Origin of the sequence: Variovorax multivorans (assembly GCF_051216835.1) — a bacterium.
Classification (GTDB): Bacteria; Pseudomonadota; Gammaproteobacteria; order Burkholderiales; family Burkholderiaceae_C; genus Variovorax.
This window is the reverse complement of sequence record NZ_JBPJZL010000006.1, coordinates 310,440-327,053: the sequence shown is the minus strand read 5'-3', so window position 1 is coordinate 327,053 and position 16,614 is coordinate 310,440. Positions and strand designations below refer to the sequence as shown.

Genomic DNA, 16,614 nt, shown 5'->3' with positions numbered 1-16,614 from the left:
CAAATCAACCTGACGGGAAGCTGAGCGTTTCATCGGGTCGTCATACGAAGTGCCTAACTTCGCGGGCTGGTTTCTCCCCCAACCCACGAAGAAAGACATTGCGCATGACCGCAAATACCCGCACCGACGATCTCTCGGTGGACCTCGACGACATCGGCACGAACCCCACGTCGAACCCCTCGTTCACCGACCTGATCGCCTCGCGCCTGAGCCGCCGCCATCTGTTCGGCCTGGGCGTTGGCACTGCCGGTACCGCGCTGCTCCAGGCATGCGGCGGTGGTGGTGGCGGTGGCACCAGCTTCCCGGTCCTGCCCCCGGCTCCGGCCCCCGCGCCTCCCGCGCCGTCGCCCGCTCCTTCCCCCGCTCCGATGAAGCTCGGCTTCAATGCCGTCGCAAAGAGCCTCGCCGACGTCGTGACCGTGCCCGCCGGCTACACCGCCAGCGTGCTGTACCGCCTGGGCGACCCGATCGCCTCGGGTGTCGCTGACTACAAGAACGACGGCACCGACGACGCCACCACCTACGACCGCCGCGCCGGCGACCACCACGACGGCATGACCTTCTTCGGCATGAACGCGTCGAACAAGTGGGACGCCGTCAACGCCTCGCGCGGCATGCTCGTGATGAACCACGAGGCCATCACGCCGCTGTTCCTGCACCCCACCGGCCAGACCATCACCGGCACCGGCAATGCAGCCGTGCGTACCGTCGCCGACGAAGTGCTGCGCGAGTTCTACCTGCACGGCGTGAGCGCGATCGAGGTCAACAAGAGCGGCAGCACCTGGAGCTACAAGAAGGATTCGAGCCTCAACCGCCGTGTCCACACGCTGACCGAGATGGCCTTCTCGGGCCCGGCCGCCAAGACTGACTACCTGAAGACCAAGTACTCAACCGACGGCAGCAAGACCCGCGGCACGCTCAACAACTGCGCCAACGGCACCACGCCGTGGGGCACGTACCTGACCTGCGAAGAGAACTGGGCCGGCTACTTCCGCCGCATCACTGCCAACGACAACGTCAACCGCAGCGACAAGGAAAAGGCTTCCTTCAGCCGCTACGGCGTCGCAGGCACCGGCCGCGAGCTCTGGGCCACCGTCACGCCCGACACCACCGACAACCTGTATGGCCGCTGGAACACCGAAGTCGTCGTCGTTGGCGGCACCGCGACCGACGACTTCCGCAACGGCTCCAACACCTACGGCTGGGTGGTCGAGATCGATCCGTTCGCTCCCACGAGCACGCCTAAGAAGCGCACCGCGCTCGGCCGCTTCGGCCATGAAGGCGCCTGCCTCGGCCCGGTCGTGGTCGGCAAGCCCCTCGTCTGGTACATGGGTGACGACTCGCAGAACGAGTACCTCTACAAGTTCGTGTCCACCAAGAAATGGGACGCGGCCGACATCGGCGGCGGCATTGCTGCCGGTGACAAGTACATGGACGACGGCAAGCTCTACGTCGCCAAATTCAAGGCCGACGGCGCGGGCGACTGGCTCGAACTGAAGCTCGGTGTCAACAACATCACCTCGGGCTACGCCGGCTATGCATTCGCCGATGCGGCTGATGTCGTGATCAACGTGCGCCACGCAGCCGATGCGGCCGGCGCCACGAAGATGGACCGCCCGGAATGGACGGCCGTCAACCCGAAGAACGGCGAGGTGTACCTCACCCTCACCAACAACTCGGCACGTCCGGTCACTGGCACCGACGCGGCCAACCCGCGTTCGTACAACGACCCGAAGAACGGCGTCGATCAGAAGGGCAACCCGAACGGCCACATCATCCGTTTCGCGGATGCCGGTGGCGACCCCGCTGCAGTCACCTTCAAGTGGGACGTGTACCTGTTCGGCGCGCGCTCGACCGCGTCGGCCGACGTGAACCTGTCCGCCCTTGGCGCCGACAACGACTTCTCCAGCCCTGACGGCATGTGGTTCAGCCAAGCCGCGCCCGGCCTGCTGTGGATCGAGACCGACGACGGCAAGTACACCGACGTGACCAACTGCATGCTGCTCGGCGCCCTGCCGGGCAAGGTCGGCGACGGCGCTGCGAAGACCATCACCAACGTCGATGGCAGCACCACCGCCACGCAGGCCACCTTCGTCGGCAAGGCTCCGGGCACCGACGGCCTGCGCCGCTTCCTCGTTGGCCCGGTGGATTGCGAAATCACCGGCATTGCCGAATCGGGCGACGGCCGTGCGCTGTTCGTGAACATCCAGCACCCGGGTGAGAACACGGCCAAGGCCAACATCAGCGATCCGACGAAGTTCCTCAGCCACTGGCCGCAGGGCGGCACCGCCCGCCCGCGCTCGGCGACCGTGGTCATCACGAAGGACGACGGCGGCCTGATCGGTCTCTGATCGATCTTTTCGAGCGTTCCTACAACGGCGCTGCTGGCAACGGCAGCGCCGTTTTGTATCTGACCTGCTTGAGCGCAAAGCTCGAGCGGATCTTCTCGATCCCCGGAATCGGCGTGAGCTGTTCCAGGATGAACTTCTCCAGCGCCGCCATGTCGGCCACCGCGATGCGGATCAGGTAGTCGCTGTCGCCCGTCATCAGGTAGCACTCCATCACCTCGTCGTGCTCGGCGATGCGTTGCTCGAAGTCGGCGAGCGACTGCTTGCTCTGCGTCGTGAGGCTGATCGAGATGAACACGTTGAGCCCCAGGCCCAAGGCCTTCGCGCTGACGAGCGCCACGTAGCGGTCGATTACGCCATTCGCTTCGAGCACCTTCACGCGCGCCAGACACGGCGACGGCGACAGGTGCACGCGCCGCGCCAGTTCCACGTTCGACAGCGCGCCGTCACGCTGCAGCTCGTCCAGAATGCGCAGGTCGATGGCGTCGAGTTGCATGAAATGCTTTGAAATCAAGAAGTGGCGGAATTTTATGCTGCGAGGCTGGCGTGGGATTGCCCGCGCCAGTAGCTAATTTTCCGCAAGGCGGCCTAAAGTGCCGGTATGAACGCCCCGATTTCCGCCGACCAGATGCGCGCCTTGCTGCTCGACCCGCAGCTTTCGCACGACCCCGATCCCGCCGAGACCGCCGAATGGCGCGACGCCTTCGTGGCGCTGGCGCAAACGCAGGGGCCGCAGCGCGCCAGGCAGATGCTGGTCGAGCTGGCCCGTCTCGCGCGGCAGCAGCGCATCGGCTGGCAGCCCGAACTCGCGACGCCGTACGTCAACACCATCGCCGCGGAAGACCAGCCGCCGTTCCCGGGCGACCTTGCCATCGAGGAAAAGCTCGCCTCGCTCATGCGCTGGAACGCGCTCGCAATGGTGGCCAAGGCCAACCAGGCGTATGGCGAACTCGGCGGCCACATCGCCAGCTATGCGAGCGCGGCCGACCTGTTCGAAACCGGCTTCAATCACTTCTTCCATGCGCGCAGCGAGCAGCATCGCGGCGACCTCGTGTTCTTCCAGCCGCACAGCGCCCCGGGCGTCTATGCGCGGGCTTACCTCGAAGGCCGCCTCAGCGAAGAAGACCTGAAGCACTACCGCCAGGAGCTCACCGCTCCCGCCTTCGTCGACGGCAGCGGCGCGCGCGGCCTGTGCAGCTATCCGCACCCGTATCTGATGCCGGACTTCTGGCAGTTCCCCACCGGCTCGATGGGCATCGGCCCCATCAGCTCGATCTATCACGCGCGCTTCATGCGCTACCTCACGCACCGCAACCTGCTGAACTGCGAAGGCCGCAAGGTGTGGGGCGTGTTCGGCGACGGCGAGATGGACGAGCCCGAATCGATGAGCGCGCTGACGCTCGCCGCGCGCGAGAAGCTCGACAACCTCGTGTGGGTCGTCAACTGCAACCTGCAGCGCCTCGATGGCCCGGTGCGCGGCAACGGCCGCATCATCGACGAGCTCGAAAAGCTCTTCGCGGGCGCCGGCTGGAACGTCATCAAGCTCGTGTGGGGCAGCGACTGGGACGGCCTCTTCGCGCAGGACACGAGCGGCGCGCTGGCCCGCGTGTTCGCCAACACCGTCGACGGCCAGATGCAGACCTTCGCCGCGAAAGACGGCCGCTTCAACCGCGACAACTTCTTCGGCCAGAACCCCGAACTCGCGCGCCTGGCCGAAGGCATGACCGACGAGCAGATTGACCGCCTCAAGCGCGGCGGCCACGACCTCGTGAAGATCCATGCCGCTTATGCGGCGGCGACCAAGCACAAGGGCCAGCCCACCGTGATCCTCGCCCACACCAAGAAGGGCTACGGCATGGGCAGCGCCGCGCAGGGCAAGATGACCACGCACTCGCACAAGAAGATGGGCGACGTGGACCTCATCGAATTCCGCGACCGCTTCAACCTGCCGCTGACCGATGCGCAGGCCACCGCGATGGACTTCTACCGCCCGGCCGAAGACAGCGCCGAGATGCGCTACCTGCGCCAGCACCGCGAATCGCTCGGCGGCGCCATGCCGCGCCGCGAGACCGCCTGCGCCGTGGTGGCCAAGCCCGACATCGCGAGCTACGCGCAGTTCGCCACCGCCGCCGCCGGCAAGGAAATGAGCACCACCATGGCCTTCGTGCGCATGCTGGGCAACCTCATGAAGGATCAGGCCCTGGGCCCGCGCATCGTGCCCATCGTGGCTGACGAGGCGCGCACCTTCGGTATGGCCAACCTGTTCAAGCAGGTCGGCATCTACTCGAGCGTGGGCCAGCGCTATGCGCCGGAAGACATTGGCTCGGTGTTGAGCTACCGCGAAGCCACCGACGGGCAGATCCTCGAAGAAGGCATCAGCGAAGCCGGCGCCATCGCGAGCTGGACGGCGGCGGCCACCAGCTACAGCGTGCATGGCCTGGCGATGCTGCCCTTCTACATCTACTACTCGATGTTCGGCTTCCAGCGCGTGGGCGACGCCATCTGGGCCGCGGCGGACCAGCGCGCGCGGGGCTTCTTGCTGGGCGCCACCTCGGGCCGCACCACGCTCGGCGGCGAAGGCCTGCAGCACCAGGACGGCAGCAGCCACCTCGTGGCCGCGACCATTCCCAACTGCAAGGCCTACGACCCGGCCTATGCGGGCGAAATGGCGGTGATCGTCGACGCGGGCATCCGCGAGATGATGGTCGAGCAGAAGGACGTTTTCTATTACGTCACGCTCATGAACGAGAACTACGCGCAGCCCGATGTGCCCGAGGGCGCGGAAGGCGACATCCTGCGCGGGTGCTATCGCTTCGGCACGTATGCGCCGGCCGCATCCGGTTCTGGCAAGGCGAAGAAGAAGGTCACGCTGATGGGCTCCGGCGCCATCCTCACCGAAGTCGTCAAGGCCGCGCAGCTGCTGGCCGACGAAGGCATCGAGGCCGAGGTGTTCAGCGTCACGAGCTGGAGCGAACTTGCGCGCGACGGGCTGGCCCATGAGCAGCGCGCGTTGTCGGGTGAAGAAGCCGGCACCGCGTTCGTCGCGCAGCAGCTCGGCAAGGGCAGCAAGGCACCGATCATTGCCGCCACCGACTACGTGCGCGCCGTGCCCGAGAGCGTGCGCGCCTTCCTCCCCGAAGGCCGCCGCTACATCACGTTGGGCACCGACGGCTTCGGCCGCAGCGACACGCGTGCGGCGCTGCGCGGGTTCTTCGGCGTCGATGCGGCCAGCATCGCGCGGGCTGCCCGCCACGCGCTGAACTGAGGCTGCGGCGGTCGCGCAGGGCCTGCGTTAGAGTCGCAGGCCCCACCCCATTCGCGCCCATGACCGCCCGCTTTCAATCCCTCGCCCCCAGCGTTCGCCTGGCCGACCAGGTCGCCGATGCATTGGCCGCCGAGGTGCGCAGCGGGCGCCTGTCCGAAGGCGACCGCCTGCCGACCGAGACCGCGCTGGCCGAGCAGTTCGGCGTGAGCCGCACGGTGGTGCGCGAGGCGGTGTCGCGGCTCAAGTCGCTGGGCCTGCTTGATTCGCGCCAGGGCAGTGGCGTGTATGTGCGCGCTGCCGGCGTCGAGCCGCTGCGCTTCGAGATGCCGCACGTGGCCTCGCGCGAAGCCGTCATCCAGATGGTCGAGCTGCGCCGCGCGCTCGAAGCCGAAGTGGCCGCGCTGGCTGCCGAGCGCCGCACGCCCGAAGACGTGCAGCGCATCCGCGACGCCATCGACGCGCTGCATGCCGCCGTGGAGGCGGGCGGCAACGGCGCCGACGAAGACGTGCGCTTTCACCGCGCCATCGCCGAGGCTGCGCGCAACCCCTTCCTCATCGGCACGCTGCAGTACCTGCGGCAGTTTTTGCACGGCGCCACCCGCGTCACGCGCGCCAACGAGGCGCGCCGCGCCGACTTCGCGCGCGAGGTGGCGCAGGAGCACGCGCGCATCGTCGAGGCCATCGAGGCTGGCGATCCGCTGCGCGCGCGGGAGGCCGCCAAGAACCACATGGACAACGCGATCCGCCGCATCGAGCAGGCCGATCCCGCGTTCTGGCAGCAGGAAGGCGCGCAACTCGCGCGGCCACTGGTCGAAGGCTGGCCGATTGGCAGCTGAGGGCAGTTGAGGCAGTTGAAGGCGGCTGAGCCGACACAGAAAGACACCAGAAAGTAGCCGCGAACGGCGCGATCTCCGGGTTTACCCGGGTCAATTCACAAATCTCAAATTTGTATGATGACCTGACAAATCAACCGAGACAAAGCTTTCTCATGACTTCCTCGACCCTCCAGGCCGGCGCCATGCCGTCGTCCGCCGCAGCCGATGCCGCGCTCGAAAAGCGCACATACGCCAAGGTGTTCTGGCGCCTCGTGCCCTTTCTCATGCTCTGCTACGTGGTCGCGTACCTCGACCGCGTCAACGTGGGCTTCGCCAAGCTGCAGATGGGGCAAGACCTGGGCTTCAGCGAAACCGTGTTCGGCCTGGGCGCGGGCATCTTCTTTCTCGGCTACTTCCTGTTCGAGGTGCCGAGCAACCTGCTGCTCAACCGCGTGGGCGCGCGCATCTGGATCGCGCGAATCATGATCACCTGGGGCCTGCTCTCGGCCTGCTTCATGTTCGTGAAGACGCCAACCAGCTTCTACATCCTGCGCTTCCTGCTCGGCGTGGCCGAGGCGGGCTTCTACCCGGGCGTGATCCTGTACCTCACGCACTGGTATCCGGCGCATCGGCGCGCGCGGATCATCGCGGTGTTCATGTCGGCCATTCCGGTGGCGGGTATCTTCGGCAACCCGCTGTCGGGCTGGATCATGGACAGCTTCCACGGCGTCTCGTCGATGAGCGGCTGGCAGTGGATGTTCCTGATCGAGGCGGTTCCCGCCGTGCTCGTGGGCGTGATGGTGCTGGTCTACCTCGACAACGGCATCGCCCAGGCGCGCTGGCTCAGCGCCGAAGAAAAGGCGCTGCTGCAGCGCGAGGTGGCGCGCGACGCCGCCCACGGCGCCAAGGGCCCGCACTCGGTGGCTGGCGTGTTTCGCGATGCGCGCATATGGTGGATGGCGTTCATCTACTTCGCCTTCGTCATGGGCCAATACGCACTCACCTTCTGGCTGCCCACGCTGGTCAAGGCCACGGGCGTGCAGGGCAACCTGAACATCGGGCTGCTCAGCGCGATCCCGTTCGTCTGCGCCATCGTCGCGATGAACCTCTTCGGCCGCAGCGCCGACCGCCGCCAGGAGCGCCGCTGGCACCTGATCGTTCCCGCGCTGATGGGTGCGATCGGCTTCACCGTCGCGGCTTCGTACACGCAGAACACGGTCGTGTCGCTGGCGTTTCTCTCGCTCGCCGCAGCCGGCGTGCTGACCTGCGCGCCGCTTTTCTGGTCGCTGCCCACAGCCTTTCTCACGGGCACGGCGGCGGCGGCCGGCATCGCGGCCATCAACTCGGTGGGCAACCTCGCGGGCTTCGTGAGCCCGTACCTCATCGGCTACCTGAAAGACCTGACGGGCAGCACGCAGATCGGCATGTACGTGCTGGCCGGTGCGCTGGTGCTCGGCGCCATCGGCGTGTGGCTCACGCCCAAGCAACTCGTCAATCGCTGACCTCGAAAGAAAGAATCCCTGCATGACTTCCATCACCAACTCCTCCGTCGTCGGACTCGTGGGCCTCGGCGCCATGGGCGCCGGCATGGCGCAATCGCTGCGCCGCGCGGGCCATGCGCCGCATGTGTTCGACGTGCGCCGCGAGGTCGCCGAAGCCTTCGCGCGCGACGGTGGCACGGCCTGCGACACGCTGGCCGCGCTCGGCGCGCAGTGCGACATCGTGGTCAGCGTCGTCGTGAATGCGGCGCAGACAGAGTCTGTGCTGTTCGGCGACGGCACCACGCCCGGCTGCGCCGCGTCGATGAAGCCCGGCAGCCTGTTCGTGATGTGCTCCACCGTCGATCCGAACTGGTCGGTGGCGCTCGAAGCGCGCCTTGCCGCGCAGGGCATCCTGTACCTCGACGCGCCCATCTCCGGCGGCGCCGCCAAAGCCGCGAGCGGCCAGATGACGATGATGACCGCCGGCACGCCCGCCGCCTACGAGAAGGCCGGCGCGGTGCTCGACGCGATGGCCGCCAAGGTCTACCGCCTGGGCGACAGCGCGGGCGCGGGCAGCAAGGTGAAAGTCATCAACCAGCTGCTGGCCGGCGTGCACATCGCAGCGGCGGCCGAGGCCATGGCGCTGGGCCTGCGCGAAGGCGTGGACCCTGCGGCGCTGTACGAAGTCATCACGCACAGCGCCGGCAACAGCTGGATGTTCGAGAACCGCATGGCGCACGTGCTCGCCGGCGACTACACGCCGCTGTCTGCCGTCGACATCTTCGTGAAGGACCTGGGCCTGGTGCTCGACGTGGCCCGCGCGACCAAGTTTCCGCTGCCGCTGTCGTCCACCGCGCACCAGATGTTCATGCAGGCCTCGACCGCGGGCTATGCGCGCGAAGACGACAGCGCGGTGATCAAGATCTTCCCGGGCATCGAAGTGCCGGCGCCGAAAAAACAGGCCTGAACAAGACAAGAAGGACACACTCGCTCATGAACATCCTCATCACCGGCGGCTGCGGCTTCCTTGGCGCCCGCCTCGCCCGCACGCTGCTCGCGGGCGGCAACCTCGCACTGGCCGGCGGCGCCGCGCAGCCCGTGTCGCGCATCACCCTGGCCGACCGCGTGCCGCCACCCGCCGACCTGGCCGGCGACGCGCGCGTGCAGTTCGTGCAGGGCGACCTGTACGAGCAGGCCGGCAACGGAGCGCTGCCGCTGGCCGACACCGACGCGGTGTTCCACCTCGCCGCCGCAGTGAGCGGCGAATGCGAGGCGGATTTCGACCTCGGCATGCGCAGCAATCTAGACACCACGCGCGCCCTGCTCGAAGCCTGCCGCCGCGCAGGCCACTCGCCGGTATTCGTGTTCTCCAGCTCGGTCGCCGTGTTCGGCGATTCGCCCGAGCAGCGCCTGCCCGCCGTGATCGAAGACACCACGCTGCCGACACCGCAGAACAGCTACGGCATCCAGAAATTCATCGGCGAGCAGCTGGTGGCCGACTTCACGCGAAAGGGTTTCGTACAGGGCCGCAACGTGCGGCTCATGACGGTGTCGGTGCGCCCGGGCAAGCCCAACGGCGCGGCCTCCAGCTTCCTGAGCGGCATGCTGCGCGAGCCGCTGGCGGGCGTTCGTGCGCGCTGCCCCGTGTCCCCCGACACGCCCGTCGCGCTGGCCTCGCCCGGCAACACCGTCGCGGGCATCGTGCGCGCGGCCACCGCCAGCGCCACCGAATGGGGTGCGCGCACAGCCATCAACCTGCCGGCCTTGACGACCACCGTGCGCGAGATGGCACAGGCGCTCGAACGCATCGCCGGCAAGGACGCCACCGGCCTTATCGACTGGGAGCCCGACGCCGCCATCGCGAAGATCGTCACCAGCTGGCCCAGCCGCATCCACGCAGCGCGCGCCGAGGCGCTGGGCTTGAAGGCCGACGCGAGCTTCGACGCGATCCTGCGCGACTACGTGCGCGAGAACGCACAGGCCGTGAAGCTGCCCATCGAGAAGGACTGAAGAGCCATGGCAAAGCTAGTGCTCGGCTGCATCGCCGACGATTTCACCGGCGCCACAGACCTCGCCAACAACCTCGTGCGCGCGGGCATGCGCGTGGTGCAGGCCATCGGCGTGCCCGAAGGTCCGCTCGATGCGGATGTAGATGCTGTCGTCGTCGCGCTCAAGTCGCGCACCATCGCGCCGGCCGAGGCCATCGAGCAGTCGCTTGATGCGCTGCGCTGGTTGCAGGCACAGGGCGCAAAGCAGATCTACTTCAAGTACTGCTCCACCTTCGACAGCACGCCGCAAGGCAACATCGGCCCCGTGACCGAAGCTCTGATGGACGCGCTGCAATGCGACTTCACCATCGCCACGCCCGCCTTTCCCGACAACAAGCGCACCGTGTTCAAGGGCTACCTGTTCGCGGGCGACGTGTTGCTCAACGAGAGCGGCATGCAGAACCACCCGCTCACGCCGATGACCGACCCGAACCTCGTGCGCGTGCTGCAGGCGCAGTGCAAGCGCAAGGTGGGCCTGATCGACTACACGGTGGTGGCGCGCGGCGCGACTGCCATCGACGAACGCATCGCACAACTCAAGGCCGAGGGCGTGTCGATCGCCATCGTCGACGCCGTCTCGAACGACGACCTTCTGCGCATGGGCCCGGCGCTCGCGAAGATGCCGTTGCTTACCGCAGGCTCGGGCGTGGCCATCGGCCTGCCGGCCAACTTCGGACTCGCGCCTTCTTCGCAGGCCAGTGCATTGCCAAAGGCCGGTGGCAAGACGGCGGTGGTCTCGGGCAGCTGCTCGCTAGCCACCAACCGGCAGGTGCTTGACTTCATCCAGCGCGGCGGCGCGGCAATGGCCATCGACCCGCTGCGCATCGCGGCGGGCGTGGACGTTGCCGCCGAGGCTCTGGCCTGGGCCACGCCCCTGATCGACAAGGGCCCTGTGCTCGTCTACTCGACCGCCGAAGCCGGCGCCGTGAAGTCGGTGCAAGGCAGGCTCGGCGTCGAGGAAGCCGGCGCGATGGTCGAACGCACCATTGCAGCCATCGCGCGCGGCCTGGTCGAACGCGGTGTGCACCAACTGGTGGTGGCCGGCGGCGAGACCTCGGGCGCATGCGTGCAGGCGCTGGGCATCGCGCAGATGCAGATCGGCCCGCAGATCGACCCCGGCGTGCCGTGGTGCTATGCGCGTTCTGACGCTGCGCCGGAAGCAGGCGTGCACATCGCGCTGAAATCCGGCAACTTTGGCAGCGACGATTTCTTCACCAAGGCCTTTACAGTGCTCGCATGACCGAGAACGAAGCCCGCGAAGAAATCTGCCGCGTCGGCCGCAGCCTGTTCGAGCGCGGCTACGTGCATGCCACCGCCGGCAACATCAGCGTGCGGCTGGACGACGGCTTTCTGATCACGCCGACCGATGCCTGCCTCGGCTTTCTCGACTCGGCGCGATTGGCCAGACTCGATGCGCAAGGCCAGCAGACCAGCGGAGACCGCGCCAGCAAGACCATCGCACTGCACACGCGCATCTACGCCGCCGCGCGCAAGTTCGATGCGAACACGGCCTGCGTGATTCACACCCACAGCACACACTGCGTCGCGCTCACGCTGAACGAGCCGGGCGACGAACTGCTGCCCGCGCTTACACCGTATTTCGTGATGAAGGTCGGCCACGTGCCAGTCATTGCGTACCACCGCCCCGGCGCGCCCGAAGCGGCCGAGCAGGTGGCACAAACCGTCGAGCGCTTCGGCACTGCCGGCACGCCGATTCGCGCCGTGATGCTCACGCGCCTCGGCCCCAACGTCTGGCACGACACGCCGGCCGCCGCCATGGCAGTGCTCGAGGAACTCGAAGAAACCGCACGGCTTCAGCAGCTCACGCAGGCCGCACGGCCCGAGCCGCTGAACGCCGATCAGATCGATGAACTGCGCCGTACCTTCGGTGCGCGCTGGTAGTACAAACACCCCATGCCCCAATTCGCCGCCAACCTCTCGATGCTCTACCCGGAGCTTGCCTTTCTCGACCGCTTCGACGCCGCCGCGAAAGACGGCTTCAAGGCCGTGGAGTACCTCTTCCCCTACGACTTTGCGAAAGACGAAATCCTCGCGCGGCTCAAGCACAACGGCCTGCAACAAGTGCTGTTCAACGGCCCGCCCGGCGACTGGAACGGAGGCGAGCGCGGCTTGGCCTGCCTGCCCGGGCGCGACGCCGAGTTTCGTGAAGGCATTGCCAAGGCCATCGACTACGCCGTGGCGCTCGACTGCCCGCGCATCCATGTCATGGCTGGCCTCGTGCCCGAAGGCCTGGAGCGCGACGCGCTTCAGCCCGTGTACCTCGACAACCTGCGCTGGGCCGCGGCCGAAGCCGCCAAGGCGGGCCGCGACGTGCTGATCGAGCCGATCAACACGCGCGACATTCCGCGCTTCTTCCTCAACCGGCAAGACCACGCGCACGAAATCGTCGAAACGGTGGGCGCGCCCAATCTCAAGGTGCAGATGGACCTGTACCACTGCCAGATCGTCGAAGGCGACGTGGCAATGAAGATCCGCAAGTACCTTCCCACCGGCCGCGTCGGCCACATCCAGATCGCCGGTGTGCCCGAGCGCCATGAGCCCGACATCGGCGAGCAGAACTACCCGTATCTGTTCGACGTGCTCGACGAGGTGTCGGCGCAGTGCGGCTGGCAGGGCTGGGTCGGCTGCGAATACCGGCCGAAGCGCGGCTCGGAGCCGGGCGGCACCTCGGCCGGCCTCGGCTGGCTGCGGGCCTGGGAGCAGCGGCACGCATGAAGCTCGAGGCGCTGCGCATTCCGGCGCCGCTGCGTGCATTCGCGGCGGGCGATGCGCAGCTGTTCGACGTCACGCTGGCCGGCGACAAGGTCGCATCCATCGTGCCCAGCTCTCAACAGAAGCACGCGAGCGGCACGCTGCTGAGCGCACTGGTCGAGGCGCATGCGCACATCGACAAGAACTACACCGTGCAGGACGTGGGTGCGGCGCAGGGCAACCTGTTCGCCGCCATCGACCGCATGAACAGGCACCGCGACAGCTGGACCGGCGAGTCGCTGCGGCTTCGCATGGAGCGTGCATTGAACGACGCGTGGCAATCGGGCACGCGTGCGCTGCGCACGCACCTCGACTGGGTGCAGGCCGAACCGCCGGCCGCGCTGGCCGTGTTCGAGGCGCTGCGCGAGGAATGGCGCGGCCGCGTCGAACTGCAGTTCGTCTCGCTCACGCCGCTCGATCTGTTCACCGACCTCGCTGCGGGCGAACGCATCGCGCGCGAGGTGAAGCGCGCAGGCGGCGTGCTCGGCGCGTTCGTCTATCGCAACGAAGGCATTGTCCACAAGCTCGGGCGCGTGTTCGACCTTGCGCAGCAACACGGGCTCGGCCTCGACTTCCATGTCGACGAAGGGCTCGACGCCGAGGCCAGCGGCCTGCGCAGCATCGCGCAGCTGGTGCGGGCGCGCGACTTCAGGCACGGCGTGGTCTGCGGCCATGCCTGCTCGCTCTCGGTGCAGGACGACGCGGTTGCCGGAGAAACGCTGGCGCTGTGCGCCGGCGCGGGCATTCACCTTGTCGCGCTGCCCACCACCAACCTCTACCTGCAAGGCGCCTGGGACCGCACGCCGGTGCAGCGCGGCATCACGCGCATCCGCGAAGCTGCGGCACGGGGCTTGCGTGCAAGCCTCGCAACCGACAACGTGCAGGACGCCTTCTATCCCTACGGCAGCTACGACTTGTTGGAGACCTTCGGCCTCGGTGTGCAGATGGCGCACCTGGCCCCGGCCTCCGACTGGCTCGACACCGTCACCGTGAGTCCCGCGAAAGCGCTGGGGCTCGCGTGGGACGGGCGCATCGCACCGGGCTGCCCGGCGGACCTGCTGGTGCTGTCGGCCACAGACGAACACGAACTCATCGGCCCGCGCGGGCGGCAACGTACTGTCATCCGCGCTGGCCAGGTACTGGAGAAAACACAATGAGCACGATGGGCAAGCCAATGGCCAACTACGCCGCCGCCAAGCGCGTCGGCGATTTCGTCTTCATGAGCGGCGTGGTCGCGGTCGACCCGGCTACGCGCCGCGCCGTCGCCGGCTACGACGCCATTCCCGAGGCGGCACGCACCGCGCTGCAGGGCGTGGGCTATGCCACTGGCCAGATGTCTGTCGACGTGTTCGAGGCGCCCATCGTCGCGCAGAGCTGGTTCGTGCTGGAGCGCATCCGCCAGATCGCCGCCGAGCATGGCGGCACGATGGAAGACGTGGTGAAGCTGGTGCAGTACTTCCGCCACCTGCCGCACTACGCCTTCTACAACCGCGTTCGCGGTTTGTTCTATCCGGGCGAGCCGCCGGTGAGCACGGTGGTGGAGGTGTCGCGCTTCCTGCCGGGGGACGAAGTGCTGGTGGAAGTCGAAGCGACGATGTACCTGCCCCAGCGCTCTTCCTCTACTTGACCCCAGCCCCCTTCAGCAAGAACTCCGTCACCTGCTCGATCAGGTAGCGTCGGTCCTTGTCGTCCCCCTGCTGGGCGGCACTGCGGTAGTACGCCGCCTGCGTGGCGTGGTCGGCGTAGAACTGCGTCACCGCCCAGATGTGGAACAGCACCAGCATCGGGTCGGCCTTGTCCATCAGGCCCTGGTTCATCCAGTTCTGGATCACGGCGGCGGCCTGGTCGGTGCGCTGCTTGCTCGTGTCCATCATGTTGTTGATGACGGGCGCGCCGCGCATCATCTCGGCCGTGAAGATGCGCGAGCGCAGCGGGTGCTCGAACGAGAACATCATCTTGCGCTGGATCAGGTCGCCCAGCACCTTGCGCGGGCCGAAGGCCTCGTCGCTGAAGCCGAACACCACGATCCAGTCGGTGAGGATGTCCTGCAGCACCTGGCGGTACAGCGCTTCCTTGCTCTCGATGTAGTAATGCAGCTGCGCCTTCGACAGGCCGGCCTTGTCGGCGATGGCCTGGGTCGATGCGCCGGCCAGCCCTTCGCTTGCGAACACCTCGATGGCGGCCTGGTTGATGAGGCCGAGCACCTGCGTGTACTTGCGCGAGCGGCCGCGCGTGGCGGGCGCCTCGGCGCCTTCGTTCTCTTCGTTGACGGAAGCAGGGCGCGCGCTCACAGCTGGAGTTCCAGTTCTAGGCCCCTGGCGCGCGAGCAGCACAGGGCAATCTTGTGGCGGCGCTCGCTGCCCGTGAGGCAGAAGTCGCGGTGCTCGGCGCCCTCGCCGTCGCCCTCGACCACGCAGGTGCCGCACAGCCCCTGCTGGCACGACACGGGGATGTCGATGCCGACTTCGTGCAGTGCGTCGACGGCCGTCTGGTCCGCGGCCACCTGCACGCTGATGCCGCGCCGGGCGAGCTTCAGCGTGAAGGGCAGGCCGGTGGTGGCGTTGGCGTCGGTCGGTGCGGCGAAGTATTCGGCGTGCAGCGCGTCTTCGGGCCAGTGCGCGGCCGCGTCGCGCACTGCCTTCATGAAGCCGCCGGGGCCGCAGACGTAAAGGTGCGTGCCGGGCGCGCGGTCGGCCAGCAACGCACGCAGGTCGATGCGCTGCGAGGCATCGCCCTGGTCGAGATGCAGCCGCAGGTACGGCGCCAGCGAGGGCGCGTGCAGCGCCTCGGCGAAAGCCAGATGCTCTTCGCTGCGCGCGAACACGCACAGCGTGAACTGCGCGCCGCGCGCGGCAAGCGCCTGCGCCATCGCCAGCAGCGGCGTCATGCCGATGCCGCCGGCCAGCAGCAGGTGGTGCGTGGCCTCCTCGCGCAGCGGAAAGGTGTTGCGCGGCGCGCTGATAGGCAGCAGATCGCCCTCGCGCACGCGTTCGTGCATTGAGGCCGAGCCGCCGCGGCTGACAAGTTCGCGCTTCACGCCGATCACGTACGAGTTGGCGTCGGAGGGCGCGCGCGCCAGCGAGTACTGCCGCGAGAAGCCGCCGGGCATATGCACGTCGATGTGCGCACCCGCCTCGTACGAAGGCAGCGGCCGGCCCCACGGGTGGGCCAGCTCGAAGGCCAGGATTTCCGGCGTCTGCCGCGAGATGCGTTCGACGCGGACGGTGAGCGTGCGTTCGAGGCTCATGGAGTTGTCTCCCTGTGTCGATGTTTTCTAGATGCTGCCCAGCTTGCGCGACACGCGCTCGATGAAATGGGTGCGGTCGCGTGCAGTCACTGCGTTCATGTCGTGCAGCTGCAGCCACGTCACCTTGCAGCGCCACGCGAACAGCGCACGCAGCGCACGCGTGAACAGCCGCCGGCCCGGGTCGCCGATCATCAGCACGAACCAGCGCGGCGAGCCGCCGGTGGTCACCACCGTCAGCCGCCGGATGTGCCGCATGCCCGACTTCGCGAGCTGTCCCTTGCGTTCCGCCGGCAGGAAGGCCACGCCCGGCAGCCACACCCGTTCGAGCCAGCCCTTGAGCATCGACGGTGGCCCGTGGAACCAGGTGGGAAACACGAACACAAGATGCTCGGCCCACAGCAGCGCTTCGACGTGGGGTTTCACGCGTTCGCGGATCAGGTCGGGGTTGTCGAGGTAGGCGATGCGCTCTTCGCGGGTCAGCGTCGGGTCGAAGCCCTCGGCGTACAGGTCGATGGCCTTGACGGGGTGTCGCGGTTCGAGCGCATCGAGGGCGGTGCGGTAGAGCGCGTGATTGAAGCTGTCAGGGTTCGGATGGCAGTGGACGACTAGCGTTTTCATGTGGAGGGCCGGTTCGCCTG

Annotated in this window: 15 protein-coding genes; 11 read left to right on the top strand and 4 right to left on the bottom strand. The window is 67.5% G+C overall.

Translation table 11 applies throughout. The features are described 5' to 3' along the window. Positions 1 to 104: 104 nt before the first annotated feature. A complete protein-coding gene (locus ACSFCA_RS17745; protein ID WP_435460350.1) occupies positions 105 to 2,351 on the top strand; it encodes a PhoX family protein in 2,247 nt (748 codons plus the stop codon). A 19-nt stretch (positions 2,352 to 2,370) separates the two neighbouring features. Here ACSFCA_RS17745 and ACSFCA_RS17740 read toward each other — a convergent pair whose 3' ends face one another. Continuing rightward, the gene (locus ACSFCA_RS17740; protein WP_093055312.1) at positions 2,371 to 2,844 is read right to left on the bottom strand and encodes an Lrp/AsnC family transcriptional regulator; all 474 of its coding nucleotides are present in this window, start codon (positions 2,842 to 2,844) and stop codon (positions 2,371 to 2,373) included. 105 nt (positions 2,845 to 2,949) lie between these two features. Between ACSFCA_RS17740 and mdeB the strand changes: the two genes are divergently transcribed. From mdeB to ACSFCA_RS17690, 10 genes are all read left to right on the top strand, one after another. Next, positions 2,950 to 5,613 carry an alpha-ketoglutarate dehydrogenase gene (gene mdeB, locus ACSFCA_RS17735; RefSeq protein WP_435460351.1) on the top strand — a complete coding sequence of 888 codons (2,664 nt, stop codon included), beginning with the start codon at positions 2,950 to 2,952 and terminating at the stop codon, positions 5,611 to 5,613. A gap of 59 nt (positions 5,614 to 5,672) precedes the next feature. Further along, a complete protein-coding gene (locus tag ACSFCA_RS17730) occupies positions 5,673 to 6,449 on the top strand; it encodes a FadR/GntR family transcriptional regulator (RefSeq protein ID WP_435460352.1) in 777 nt (258 codons plus the stop codon). A 152-nt stretch (positions 6,450 to 6,601) separates the two neighbouring features. After that, entirely contained in the window at positions 6,602 to 7,930 is a 1,329-nt protein-coding gene (locus ACSFCA_RS17725) for an MFS transporter (protein ID WP_093055318.1), read from the top strand. 22 nt (positions 7,931 to 7,952) lie between these two features. After that, the gene (gene ltnD / locus ACSFCA_RS17720; protein ID WP_435460353.1) at positions 7,953 to 8,876 is read left to right on the top strand and encodes an L-threonate dehydrogenase; all 924 of its coding nucleotides are present in this window, start codon (positions 7,953 to 7,955) and stop codon (positions 8,874 to 8,876) included. A 26-nt stretch (positions 8,877 to 8,902) separates the two neighbouring features. Further along, positions 8,903 to 9,919 carry a D-erythronate dehydrogenase gene (denD, locus tag ACSFCA_RS17715; RefSeq protein ID WP_435460354.1) on the top strand — a complete coding sequence of 339 codons (1,017 nt, stop codon included), beginning with the start codon at positions 8,903 to 8,905 and terminating at the stop codon, positions 9,917 to 9,919. A gap of 6 nt (positions 9,920 to 9,925) precedes the next feature. Further along, a complete protein-coding gene (gene otnK, locus ACSFCA_RS17710) occupies positions 9,926 to 11,197 on the top strand; it encodes a 3-oxo-tetronate kinase (RefSeq protein WP_435460355.1) in 1,272 nt (423 codons plus the stop codon). Next, positions 11,194 to 11,859, top strand: a complete 666-nt coding sequence (locus tag ACSFCA_RS17705) for a class II aldolase/adducin family protein (protein WP_435460356.1) — start codon at positions 11,194 to 11,196, stop codon at positions 11,857 to 11,859. The genes otnK and ACSFCA_RS17705 overlap by 4 nt, the downstream gene beginning before the upstream one ends. Before the next feature lie 12 nt (positions 11,860 to 11,871). Continuing rightward, a complete protein-coding gene (gene otnI, locus ACSFCA_RS17700; protein WP_093174382.1) occupies positions 11,872 to 12,693 on the top strand; it encodes a 2-oxo-tetronate isomerase in 822 nt (273 codons plus the stop codon). Then, positions 12,690 to 13,886, top strand: a complete 1,197-nt coding sequence (locus ACSFCA_RS17695) for an amidohydrolase family protein (RefSeq protein WP_435460357.1) — start codon at positions 12,690 to 12,692, stop codon at positions 13,884 to 13,886. The genes otnI and ACSFCA_RS17695 overlap by 4 nt, the downstream gene beginning before the upstream one ends. Continuing rightward, positions 13,883 to 14,356, top strand: a complete 474-nt coding sequence (locus tag ACSFCA_RS17690; RefSeq protein WP_435460358.1) for a RidA family protein — start codon at positions 13,883 to 13,885, stop codon at positions 14,354 to 14,356. Before ACSFCA_RS17695 ends, ACSFCA_RS17690 begins: the two co-directional genes overlap by 4 nt. Here ACSFCA_RS17690 and ACSFCA_RS17685 read toward each other — a convergent pair. From ACSFCA_RS17685 to ACSFCA_RS17675, 3 genes are read right to left on the bottom strand one after another with little or no spacing between them, the layout of a single operon-like run. Continuing rightward, positions 14,349 to 15,020, bottom strand: coding sequence for a TetR family transcriptional regulator C-terminal domain-containing protein (locus ACSFCA_RS17685; RefSeq protein WP_435460359.1), 672 nt, complete (start codon positions 15,018 to 15,020; stop codon positions 14,349 to 14,351). The genes ACSFCA_RS17690 and ACSFCA_RS17685 overlap by 8 nt on opposite strands. Beyond that, positions 15,017 to 15,976 (bottom strand): PDR/VanB family oxidoreductase, encoded by a 960-nt coding sequence (locus ACSFCA_RS17680; RefSeq protein WP_435460360.1) that lies wholly within the window; start codon positions 15,974 to 15,976, stop codon positions 15,017 to 15,019. Before ACSFCA_RS17680 ends, ACSFCA_RS17685 begins: the two co-directional genes overlap by 4 nt. Before the next feature lie 27 nt (positions 15,977 to 16,003). Then, a complete protein-coding gene (locus tag ACSFCA_RS17675; RefSeq protein ID WP_435460361.1) occupies positions 16,004 to 16,594 on the bottom strand; it encodes an NAD(P)H-dependent oxidoreductase in 591 nt (196 codons plus the stop codon). Between the last annotated feature and the right edge of the window lie 20 nt (positions 16,595 to 16,614).

Bases quoted from the DNA above. Each gene is read 5' to 3' on its own strand.
- ACSFCA_RS17745 (WP_435460350.1), top strand. From the start codon at position 105: ATGACCGCAAATACCCGCACCGACGATCTCTCGGTGGACCTCGACGAC.
- ACSFCA_RS17740 (WP_093055312.1), bottom strand. From the start codon at position 2,844: ATGCAACTCGACGCCATCGACCTGCGCATTCTGGACGAGCTGCAGCGT.
- mdeB (WP_435460351.1), top strand. From the start codon at position 2,950: ATGAACGCCCCGATTTCCGCCGACCAGATGCGCGCCTTGCTGCTCGAC.
- ACSFCA_RS17730 (WP_435460352.1), top strand. From the start codon at position 5,673: ATGACCGCCCGCTTTCAATCCCTCGCCCCCAGCGTTCGCCTGGCCGAC.
- ACSFCA_RS17725 (WP_093055318.1), top strand. From the start codon at position 6,602: ATGACTTCCTCGACCCTCCAGGCCGGCGCCATGCCGTCGTCCGCCGCA.
- ltnD (WP_435460353.1), top strand. From the start codon at position 7,953: ATGACTTCCATCACCAACTCCTCCGTCGTCGGACTCGTGGGCCTCGGC.
- denD (WP_435460354.1), top strand. From the start codon at position 8,903: ATGAACATCCTCATCACCGGCGGCTGCGGCTTCCTTGGCGCCCGCCTC.
- otnK (WP_435460355.1), top strand. From the start codon at position 9,926: ATGGCAAAGCTAGTGCTCGGCTGCATCGCCGACGATTTCACCGGCGCC.
- ACSFCA_RS17705 (WP_435460356.1), top strand. From the start codon at position 11,194: ATGACCGAGAACGAAGCCCGCGAAGAAATCTGCCGCGTCGGCCGCAGC.
- otnI (WP_093174382.1), top strand. From the start codon at position 11,872: ATGCCCCAATTCGCCGCCAACCTCTCGATGCTCTACCCGGAGCTTGCC.
- ACSFCA_RS17695 (WP_435460357.1), top strand. From the start codon at position 12,690: ATGAAGCTCGAGGCGCTGCGCATTCCGGCGCCGCTGCGTGCATTCGCG.
- ACSFCA_RS17690 (WP_435460358.1), top strand. From the start codon at position 13,883: ATGAGCACGATGGGCAAGCCAATGGCCAACTACGCCGCCGCCAAGCGC.
- ACSFCA_RS17680 (WP_435460360.1), bottom strand. From the start codon at position 15,976: ATGAGCCTCGAACGCACGCTCACCGTCCGCGTCGAACGCATCTCGCGG.
- ACSFCA_RS17675 (WP_435460361.1), bottom strand. From the start codon at position 16,594: ATGAAAACGCTAGTCGTCCACTGCCATCCGAACCCTGACAGCTTCAAT.